At 72.7% G+C, this 10300-nt stretch carries 9 protein-coding genes; 2 read left to right on the top strand and 7 right to left on the bottom strand.

Annotation, left to right across the window (positions count from 1 at the left end):
* Positions 1–61: 61 nt before the first annotated feature.
* A complete protein-coding gene (locus tag ACFHW0_RS22670) occupies positions 62–1396 on the top strand; it encodes a TrkH family potassium uptake protein (RefSeq protein ID WP_416610575.1) in 1335 nt (444 codons plus the stop codon).
* Positions 1386–2054 carry a potassium channel family protein gene (locus tag ACFHW0_RS22675; RefSeq protein ID WP_416610577.1) on the top strand — a complete coding sequence of 223 codons (669 nt, stop codon included), beginning with the start codon at positions 1386–1388 and terminating at the stop codon, positions 2052–2054. Before ACFHW0_RS22670 ends, ACFHW0_RS22675 begins: the two co-directional genes overlap by 11 nt.
* 11 nt (positions 2055–2065) lie before the next feature.
* On the opposite strand, the gene ACFHW0_RS22680 is transcribed toward ACFHW0_RS22675, so the two are convergent.
* From ACFHW0_RS22680 to ACFHW0_RS22710, 7 genes are all read right to left on the bottom strand, one after another.
* A complete protein-coding gene (locus ACFHW0_RS22680) occupies positions 2066–3769 on the bottom strand; it encodes a serine/threonine-protein kinase (RefSeq protein ID WP_416610579.1) in 1704 nt (567 codons plus the stop codon).
* A gap of 70 nt (positions 3770–3839) precedes the next feature.
* The gene (locus ACFHW0_RS22685; protein ID WP_416610581.1) at positions 3840–5393 is read right to left on the bottom strand and encodes a fused MFS/spermidine synthase; all 1554 of its coding nucleotides are present in this window, start codon (positions 5391–5393) and stop codon (positions 3840–3842) included.
* Between the two features lie 36 nt (positions 5394–5429).
* Positions 5430–6473 (bottom strand): coiled-coil domain-containing protein, encoded by a 1044-nt coding sequence (locus ACFHW0_RS22690; RefSeq protein ID WP_416610599.1) that lies wholly within the window; start codon positions 6471–6473, stop codon positions 5430–5432.
* 192 nt (positions 6474–6665) lie between these two features.
* Complete coding sequence (locus ACFHW0_RS22695) at positions 6666–7478, bottom strand: inositol monophosphatase family protein (protein WP_416610583.1); 813 nt, start codon at positions 7476–7478, stop codon at positions 6666–6668.
* Positions 7471–7923: a response regulator gene (locus ACFHW0_RS22700; RefSeq protein WP_416610585.1), complete on the bottom strand. Its 453-nt coding sequence runs from the start codon at positions 7921–7923 to the stop codon at positions 7471–7473. The genes ACFHW0_RS22695 and ACFHW0_RS22700 overlap by 8 nt, the downstream gene beginning before the upstream one ends.
* Positions 7920–9671 (bottom strand): sensor histidine kinase, encoded by a 1752-nt coding sequence (locus ACFHW0_RS22705; protein ID WP_416610587.1) that lies wholly within the window; start codon positions 9669–9671, stop codon positions 7920–7922. Before ACFHW0_RS22705 ends, ACFHW0_RS22700 begins: the two co-directional genes overlap by 4 nt.
* The coding region (locus ACFHW0_RS22710) for a PP2C family protein-serine/threonine phosphatase (RefSeq protein ID WP_416610589.1) at positions 9668–10300 on the bottom strand (633 nt) is incomplete at its 5' end. The genes ACFHW0_RS22705 and ACFHW0_RS22710, both read right to left, overlap by 4 nt.

The raw sequence follows: 10300 nt of genomic DNA on the forward strand, positions 1-10300 counted from the left end.
GGGTGAACCCCGGCATGCCGGTTTCCACACCCGACTCGCGGCGGAAAAGGAAGATTGTCTGGTGCGCCGGCTTCTCCGTCACCCCGTACGGCTCGTGCCGCTCGGCTTCCTGGTGACGATCCTGGTCGGCACCGGGCTGCTGATGCTGCCCTGGGCCACCAGCGAGCACCGGCACACCCCGTTCCTGACCGCCCTCTTCACCGCCACGTCGGCGGTCTCGGTGACCGGGATGGCGGTGGTGGACACCCCGAACTACTGGAACGAGTTCGGGCTCGTGATGATCACCGTGCTCACCCAGGTCGGCGGCCTCGGCATCGTGACCGGTGCCACCCTGGTGATCCTCGTGGTGGCCCGGCGGCTGGGGCTGCGCAGCCGGCTGCTGGTGCAGGCCGAGACGGCCGAGTTCGGCATCGGCGACGTACGCCGGCTGCTGCTGCGCATCGCCGGCCTCGCGCTCGCCTGCGAGGCCGTCATCACCGCGATCCTGACCGTCCGGCTGTGGATCAGCTACGACTACCCGTTCGGCCGGGCCCTCTGGGGCAGCGTCTTCCACGCCGTCCAGGCCTTCAACAACGGCGGGTTCGCCCTCTACACCGACAGCCTGGTCGCCTTCTCGACCGACGCCTGGGTCACCCTGCCGCTGGCGTTCGGCACCATCGTCGGCGGGATCGGCTTCCCGGCGCTCTTCGAGGCGGTACGGGAGTGGCGGCAGCCGACGCGGTGGGCGGTCGCCACCAAGCTGACCGTCTGGGGCAGCCTGACGCTGCTGGTGGTGGGCTTCGTCGGCCTGTTGGTCATCGAGTGGGCCAACCCGCGCACCCTGGGCATCTACGCCTGGTCGGAGAAGCCCCTGGTGGCGTTCGCCCAGAACTCGTACATCCGCACCGGCGGCTTCAACGTCGTGGACATGGACGGCCTGGAGGAGGAGAGCTACCCCCTCGTCATCGCGCTGATGTTCATCGGCGGCGGCAGCGCCAGCACCGCCGGCGGGATCAAGGTGACCACCTTCTTCCTGCTCGCCTTCGTCATGTGGGCGGAGCTGCGGGGAGAGCCGGACGTGACGGTCGGGAACCGCCGGGTGGCCACCGCCAGCCAGCGGCAGGCCATCACCGTCGCCCTGCTCAGCGTCGCGCTGGTGGCCTGCGGCACGGTGCTGCTGATCTTCCTCACCGAGGGGATCCCCCTGTACGCGGCGCTGTTCGAGGTGACCTCGGCGCTCACCACCACCGGCCTCAGCGTCGGGGTCGCCGCGTCGCTGCCGGAGAACGGCCAGCTCGCCCTGATCATTCTCATGTTCGTCGGCCGGATCGGGCCGCTGACCCTCGGGTCGGCGCTCGCCCTGAACACCCGCCGGCGGCTGTACCGCTACCCGGAGGAGCAACCCATTGTCGGCTAGGAAGACGGACGGAAGCGGCGTCGTGGTGATCGGACTGGGCCGGTTCGGGTGCCACCTGGCCGGCGCGTTGACGGCGATGAACCACGAGGTGCTGGCCATCGACCGCAATCCGGACCAGGTGCAGCGGTGGTCGACCCAGCTCGAGCGAGTCGTGCAGGCCGACGCCACCGAGGAGGGGTCGTTGCGCCAGCTCGGCGTGGCGGACTTCGGCCGGGTGGTGGTCGCCATCGGCGCCTCGCTGGAGGCGAGCGTGCTGACGGTGCTGGCGCTGGCCGAGCTGGGCGTACCGCAGATCTGGGCGCGGGCCACCTCCACGAAGCACGCCAAGATCCTGGACTCGGTCGGCGCGCACCACGTGATCTTTCCCGAGGCGGAGACCGGCGAGCGGGTGGCCCACCTCATCGTCAGCAGGATGCTCGACTTCATCGAGTTCGGCGACGACTTCGCCATCGCGAAGGTGTGCACCCCGGAGACGATGCTCGGCCGGCCGCTCGCGGAACTGACGCCCACCGCGCGCTACGGGGTGCGCGTGGTGGGCGTGAAGCTGCCGGGGGAACGCTTCCGGTACGCCACCGACGCCACCGTGATCACCCCGGGCAGCATGCTGATCGTCGAGGGGGACATCGAGCAGGTGCAACGGTTCGCGGAGCTCAGCTGAGCCCGGCGGGCTCAGTCGTCGTCATCGTCATCGTCCTCGTCCCTTTCCGTTTCCTGGCTTACTTTTTTTCCACCACCCGCCCCCTTGCCCTTGCCCTTGCCGGAGTTGTCGGACTTGGCCTTCGACCCGCCGGAACCGCCGCCCGAACTTCCGCCGGAACTTCCGCCCGAACTCCCGGCCGATGTGCCGGCCTTCTTGGTCGGGGCCTTGGCCGGCGCCTTCGTCGGCGCCTTGGTGGGTGCCACGCTGGGCGCCGCACCGGCCACCCCGGAGACCTGCGCCGCGCAGGTCTCGTCGCCGAGGCGGAACTCCAGCGGCAGCGGGTTGACCCCGGCGTGGCGGCCGGTCAGGGTGAGCTTCTCGGACGCTCCGGGTGCCAGCGCGGCCCGCCCGGGGGCGGGCTCCACGAGCACCGTGCGCCCCTGCTGGCGCGCCGGGACGGGCGTCGCCTTCGTCACCGTCTGCTGGCCGGGAAAGGCGAAGCTCAGCCGCCAGTCGCGCAACTCCCGTGTGCCGGTGTTGGTCAGGGTCAGCTCGGCGGCGAAGTCCTTGCCCGAGTCCGTGCGCAGCGCGTAGGAAACCCGGCAGGGCGGCGTCGTCGGCGCCTGGGCGCCCATCCGCGCCTGGGTCGGCTGGTCGATTCCTCCGCTGGCCGGGCTGCGGGAGGTGAAACCCCACAGCCCCGCCGTCACCGCCACCAGCCCGGCGGCGGCCACCCCCGCCTCGATCCGTCGGCGCCGGGTCGCCGCCCGCCGGTTGCGCGTACGGGAGAACGGCAGCGCGTCGGTCGCGGCGGACCAGGGCAGGATCGTGGTGCCGGCGGCGGCCAGCGCCTCCTCGTCCGCGGGCTCCGCCGCCGGGGAGACCGGCACCGCGGCGATCATGCCGGCGGCCTCGGCGAGCGTCCGCGCGACCTCGGTGGTGGCCGGCCGGTCCCCCGGGCGCTTGGCCAGGCAGCGGCTCACCAGCTCGCGCACCTCGTCGGGCAGCCCCGGCACCGGCGGCATCGGCTCCGGCTCGTTGTACATGTGCGCGCGCAGCATCTGTGTGGTGGTGCTCGCCTGCCAGGGCAGCCGGCCGGTGAGCATCCGGTAGAGCAGCAGGCCGACCGCGTACACGTCGGTGGCCGGGGAGACCTGACCGTTGTCGAGCCGCTCCGGGGCCAGGTACGCGGGCGTGCCGAGCAGGGCGCCGTCCGGCCCCTTCTCCTTCTCCCCCACCAGCGCCGAGATGCCGAAGTCGACCACCTTCACGCCGGTGGCGGTCAGCATGACGTTGCCCGGGGTGACGTCGCGGTGCACCACGCCACGGGCGTGCGCGGTGGCCAGCGCCGAGGTGACCTCCGCGCCGATCGTCACCGCCTCCCGCCAGGGCAGGCTGCCCCGGCGCAGCCGACCGGTCAGCGACTCCCCGTCGACCAGCTCCATGACGACGTACGGCACCGTCAGGCCGACCTGCTCGGACTCGCCGTAGTCGTAGACGTTGGTGATGTTGGGGTGGCACAGCCGGGCCGCGGCCTGCGCCTCGATCCGGATGCGGTGCCGGAACGCCCTGTCGGCGGCCAGCCGCGACGCGAGCACCTTGACCGCCACCTGCCGGCCGAGCACCTCGTCGTAGCCTCGCCAGACGACGGACATGCCGCCCGCCCCCAGCTGTTCGATCAGCCGGTACCGCTCACCCAGCAGTTGTGCGCCGTCCCGGATCGGTCCACCCATGAGGATCGTTGTTGCCCCGGACCGGCCCGGCTACACCTCAAGGGTCGGAATCGGTCAGGGATTCACCCGTTCAGGCGGTGGCGAGGAGCTGGTCCACGGGCGCGTAGTCGTCGGTCAGCACCAGCGCCTCGCCGACGAACGCGGTGAGGTCGGCGCCCGCCAGCAGGTTGGCGCCCTCCCGCAGTTCGGCCAGCCGGGCGCGGACCGCCGCCAGCGGCAGCGGGGCGTCGGAGGCGACGATGAGGAAGTTCGAGCCCTCCCGGCCGGCGAGCGCCGCCGCCGGGGCGATCAGGGCGACGTGCCGGAACTCGGCGGCGACGGTGGCCAGTTCGCTGCGGATGAAGCGCAGCGGCGGGTAGTCGATGACGTTCTGCACGTAGACGCCGCCCGGGCGGGTCACCCGGCGGACCTCGGCGGCCATCTCCCGGGTGGCGAGGTGCCAGGGCACCACCAGGTGCCCGAACGCGTCGCCGACCACGAGGTCGCGACTGTCGGTGGTTTCCCCGGCGACCAGCATCCGGGCGTCACCCACCACCGCCCGCAGGTCCGGCCCCTGGCGTACGCCGAGCTGACGCTCGCCCAGCTCCACCAGCCCGCCGTCGATCTCGAACACGACGTTGTCCGTGCCCGGACGGGTGGCGGTCAGGTAGCGGGGCACGGTGAACCCGCCGCCGCCCAGGTGCAGCGCGTCGAGCCGCTGCCCCTTCGGCGCGACCACGTCGGCCACCGCCCCGATCCACCGGGTGTACGCGTACTCCAGGTGGGTCGGGTCGGCGAGGTCCACGTACGAGTGCTGGGCCGAGTTGAGCAGCAGGGTGCGGCCGGAGCCCCGGGTGGGATCGGCCTCCACGCTGGCGCAGTGGTAGGCGGTCTCGATGTCGCACGGGTTGGGGGCGACCGTGGTCAGCCCGGCGCCGACGAGGCCCAGCACCGCCAGGGCGGCCTTGGCGCGGGCGCGGCCGGGCAGCTCCGCGGCGTCCTGGCGGCGCAGCCACACCCCGAGGCCCAGCCCGGTGAGCCCGAGCGAGGCCGCCAGGGCGAACAGGATGACCGTGCTGGGCAGCGCGGCCACCAGCACGAAACCGGTGACCAGGGTGGCCGTGACCGCGCCCAACGTGCCCACGCTGGAGAGCCGGCCGACCACCTGGCCGGTGCGCCGCAGGTCGGCGAGCTGGAGCTTGACCACCAGCGGGGTGACCGCGGCGAGCAGGGCCGCCGGCACGAAGACGGCGAGCGCGACGAGCAGCAGGATGGCCGAGGCCGCCCCGCCGCGCAGCACCTCACCGGCGTACCGGACGACGGGCAGGGTGACCGCGGTGGCGATGCCGGCCAGCACCAGCGCCGGGGCCAGCAGGGCCCTCGGATTGCGCCGGTCGGCCAGCCAGCCGCCCGTCCACGCCCCGTAGGCGATGGCGGCCAGGGCGATGCCGATGACCGAGCTGGTCACCTGGAGGGTCACCCCCACGTACGGCCCGACCAGCCGCAGCGCGGCGGTCTCCAGCACCAGGACGGCGCCGCTGGAGAAGAAGACCAGGAATGCGGCGAGGCCGTTGGGCAGGGCCCGGGCGGTCGAGGCCGCCGGTGTGGCGGGCGGGACCGTGACGTCGGAGGATGCGGAGCTCACCCGCGCGATGGTACGCAGGAAAACTGGGCAACCGGGTCAGTACATCGAGAGATGAACATGGTTCGTGTGGTCGGCGGCGGGGCTGCCGCTGCCGCCGTACGCCCGCCATCCGGTGCCGGGGTGCCAGATCTGCCGGTACCAGATCACGTAGAGCACGCCCAGCCGGCTGGCGTTACGCACGTGCCAGGCGGCGAGGCTGTCCCCGTACGCCTTGTCCCCGCCGGTGGCGGTCTTGTCCTCGAACCCGCCCGAGGCGGCCGAGAAGTCGCAGGCCCGGCCCTTGGGGTGCTCGCCGGAGCCGCCGCTGCGGTAGCAGGAGACGTGCCGCTTGTAGCCCGCGGCCTGGGTCTGCTTGAGGGCGTTGAGCGTGCGTGGGGTGATGCAGCCGGAGGTGGTCGGGTCGTTCACCGAACAGGACTCCGACGGCCAGGACCCGTCCGAGTTGCGGGGGGCCGGCTTCGCCGAGGAGGAGCTGGCGCCGCTGAACCCGCCGCTGCTGCCCGAGCTGACCTCCGCGAGCGCCGCCTCGGCCTCCTTCTTCTTCTTCGCCATCACCGCGAGCTGCTTCTGCTGCTCGCGGACCTCGGTGTCGATGGCGATCTTGGCTCGCCGGGCCTGCTCGCGTGCCTGGGTCAGGTCGCGCAGTCGCCTGCCGTCGCGCTGCGCCATCAGGTCGAGGCTGGCCGCCCGCTCCAGGAACGCCTCCGGGGAGGCGCTGTCGAGCAGCATCGACGTGGGCGTCAGCCGACCCAGCCGGTACGACTGGGCGGCCACCTCGCCGACCTGCGCGGTCAGCTCGACCAGCCGTACCTCCAGCGCGCCCAACTGCCCGGTCAGCTGCTTCTGCCGCGCCTTGGAGTTCTCCAGCTTCCCCTTGGCCTCGATGTGCGCCTTGGCGGTGGCCTCCAGGGCGTCCCGGAGCTTCTTGGTGCCGCCCTCGTTGGGTTCCGCGTACGCCGGCACGGCACCCCCGCCGAAGAGCAGCGTGACGGCGACGAGCAGGGCGGTCAGCGGGCGGCGGGCACGCCGCCCGGCCGACGGGGCGGTCAGCGGGCGGCGGCCCTGACGCCCGACGGGCATGGTCCTGCGCACGAGAGCATCCTTCCGTCGGCCGCCGGCCCCGGATGACAACACGGCGCGGCGGCGGCCCCCACCGGGCGCCGGTCGGCGGCCTGCTGGCGGAGACCGGCGGTCAGGATACCGGACGGAGCACGCCGGACCAGGCCCGCGAACGCCCGAACCGTCGAGCGTCGACGCAGTGTCGCACCGACGTCACGCACCGCCGAGCAGGGCCTCGCGTACCCCCACCCAGATCTGCTCGCTCGCGGCGACCAGGAGGCCGTGGCCGTCGTCCCCGGGGCGGTAGTCGGTGCCGTCGAAGCGCCGGGCGACCCCGCCCGCCGCCCGGACCAGCAGGGCGCCCGGAGCGTGGTCCCACGGCAGGGTGCGCCAGAAGAGCACGAACTGCTGGTCGCCGGTGAGCACGTCCAGGTATTCGCGCCCGGCGCAGTGCTGCCCGGGAAGCAGTTCACCGAGCCGGTCGCCGCCCGCCTCGACCCGCGCCCTCGACGCCGGGGGCAGGAAGTGGGACATGGCGACGCCGCGCAGCGCGTGGAGTTCCGTCGTGCCCTCGTCGGTGCGCACCGGCCGGCCGTCGAGCCAGGTCCCCTCGCCGGCCCGCGCCACGGCCAGCGTCCCGGCGAGCGGGTCGAGGATCCAGGCGGCGGCCGGCTCCCCGCCGGTCAGCAGCGCCACCATCAGCGCGAACGGCCGCCGGCCGGCGGCGAAGTTCGAGGTGCCGTCGACCGGGTCGACCAGCCAGACGTCTCCGGAGCCGCGCAGGTGCTCCAGCAGGGCCGGGTCGTCGGCGACCGCCTCCTCGCCCACCACGACCGAGCCGGGGCGCAGCCGGCGCAGCGCCGTCGAGATCATCTCCTCGGCGCGGCGGTCGGCGACGGTGACGAGGTCGCCCGGCGCCTTCTCGCTGATGTCGGCGTCGTCGAGCTTGCGGAACAGCGGAAGCACGACCTGGTCGGCGGTCTCGCGCAGCAGACCACCGACGTCGTCGAGCAGGGTGTCAGCCACGCGGCGGCAGCTTGACCACGCTGACGAAGAACTCGTCGATCTGCCGGACCACCGAGATGAAGCGCTCGAAGTCCACCGGCTTCGTCACGTACGCGTTGGCGTGCAGCTGGTAGCTGCGCAGGATGTCCTCGTCGGCCTGGGAGGTCGTCAGCACCACCACCGGGATCCGGCAGAGCTGCTCGTCCTTCTTGATCTCCTTCAGCACCTCCCGCCCGTCACGGCGGGGCAGGTTCAGGTCGAGCAGGATCAGGTCCGGCTGCACCACGTCGGCGTACTGGCCCTCCCGCCGCAGGTAGGCGAGCGCCTCGGCGCCGTCGGAGACGACGGTCAGCCGGTTGCGGAGCTTGTGCTCCTCGAACGCCTCCTGGGTCATCAACACGTCACCCGGATCGTCCTCGACCAGCAGGACCTCGATCGGGCTCTTGCCGTCCGCCGGCGCGGTCATCCCACCGTCTCCCTCATGTCACCCGTTCTACCGCCTTCCGGTGCCCGGTCGGGCCCGTCCGTGGTCTCCGTCTCGTCGGCGCGTCGGTCGGCCTGCACCGGAGTGCCGCCCGTGCCGCCCTCGGCGGCAGGCTCGTCGCCGTCCCCGGTCACGGCCTCGCCGGTCGCCGGCTCGTCCGCCGCCGACGCGGCGGCCGCCTCGACGTCCCCGGGGAGCGCCGGGAGGGTGAAGCGGATCGCCGTGCCCTCCTCGGTGTCCGTGTCCACCCAGACCCGGCCGCCGTGGTACTCCACGATCTTCTTGACGATCGCCAGCCCGATCCCGGTGCCCGGGTACGCGTCCTTGGCGTGCAGCCGCTGGAAGATGACGAAGATCTTGTCGGCGAACTCCGGCTCGATCCCGATGCCGTTGTCCTGGCAGCTGATCTCCCACTCGTCGCCCACGAGGCGGGCCGAGACGTGCACCTTCGGGGGCACGTCGGGGCGGCGGAACTTGACCGAGTTGCTGACCAGGTTGGCCAGCAGGTTGGTCAGCAGCGGCTCCTCGCCACGGATGACGGGCAGCTCGCCCCAGGTCAGCTCCGCGTCGGCGTACTGCCGGGCCGCCTCGGTCTGGCCGGCCACGTCGTCCATGACCTTGTTCATGTCGACCTCGGTGAAGCCGGTGGTGAGCCGGCCGATCCGGGAGAAGGCGAGCAGGTCGTTGATCAGGCGCTGCATCCGCTGGGCGCCGTCGACCGCGAACGCGATGTACTGGTCGGCCCGCTCGTCCAACTGCCCCGCGTAGCGGCGCTGGAGGAGCTGGCAGAAGCTGGCCACCTTGCGCAGCGGCTCCTGGAGGTCGTGCGAGGCGACGTACGCGAACTGCTCCAGGTCACGGTTGGAGCGGGTGAGTTCCTCGGCCTGCTTCTGGAGCTGGCTGTTGACCCACTCGATCCGCTCCCGGGCCTCCCGTACCTCGGCCAGGTCCTTGGCGATCTTGCGCCGCATGGCGTCCACGTCCTCGGCGAGCCGGAGGAACTCGGGTGGGCCGTCGCCGGCGATGCCGTGCTGGTAGTCGCCCTCGGCCACCTCGCGGACCTGGTCGGCGAGCCCGGTCAGGGGGCGGATGACCATCTTGTCCAGGGAGACCAGCAGCATGCTGCCGGCGATGATCACCACCGCGACGGCGGCGATCAGCAGGACGACCAACAGGTTGCTCGTCCGCAGGACGTCCTCGGCGCTGCGCTGCCGGGCCTCGAAGATCTCCTGCTGGAGATGGTCGACGGCGTCGCGTACGTCGTCGAACTGTTCCCGCGCCTGGTCGGTGACGAGCGCCTGCCCCGCGGTGGTGCCGTTCTGCTGCGTCGTGGTGATCACCGGCACCGCCACCGCCTGGCGCCACACCTCGGCCCGCTCCTCGACCGCCCGAATCTCCTGCCGAAGCTCCGGGTAGTCGCCGACCAGCCGCTGCATCGAGGCGACCAGGTCCTGCTCGCGCTTGCGGCCCGCCTCGTACGGCGTCAGGTCGGCCGGGTTGCCGCTGACCGCGTAGCCGCGGACCGCCGTCTCCTGGTCCAGCAGCGCGTTCAACAGCTCCTGCGCCTGCACCCGCAGCGGGCCGGTCTTGTTCAGGATCGCGTCGATGTGCGTCCGGTTCTTCGCCGCCAGGGCCACCTCGCCGGCGGCCAGCCCGATCAACAGGACGGCGACGACGGTGAGCAACGTGACGACCCGCCGGCGCAGGGTCCAGTCGCCGATGCGGGTCACCGGCCACCGCCCCGGCTGACCAGGAGCATGGCGACGTCGTCGGCGAACGGACCGCCGTTGAGCTGCTCGGCGCGCCCGACCAGCCAGGCCGGCAGCTCCGCCAGCGGCACGGCGAGGGTCGCCGGGTCGGCGAGCAGTCCGCTGAGGCCCGGCACGTCGAGGCGCTCGTCGCCCTCGCCGGTCCGGCCCTCGATGAGGCCGTCGGTGTACATCAACAGGGACCAGTCATCGGTGTCGAACTCCAGGTCGTAGGCCACAGGCCGGCGGGGTCGTACGCCGAGCAGCAGGCCGCCGGGTGCCGGAACCGGCACCACCTTGCCCCCGGCGAGCAGCAGCGGCGGCGGGTGCCCGGCCAGCCGGACGGTGGCCCGGTTGGCGTCGAGGTCCAGCCGCACGGTGGCGACGGTCGCGAAGATCTCCTGGAGCCGGCGCTCGCTCATCAGCACCTGCTCCAGCGCCGGGAGCACCTCGTCGTCGGGCACGCCGGCGAGGATCAGCGCCCGCCAGGCGACCCGGAGCTCGACGCCGAGGGCGGCCTCGTCCACGCCGTGCCCGCAGACGTCGCCGACGATCAGGTCGAGCCGGTCGGGCCGGGTCTGCACCACGTCGTAGAAGTCACCGCCGATCAG

This window comes from Micromonospora sp. LOL_025 (assembly GCF_048060285.1).
GTDB lineage: Bacteria > Actinomycetota > Actinomycetes > Mycobacteriales > Micromonosporaceae > Micromonospora.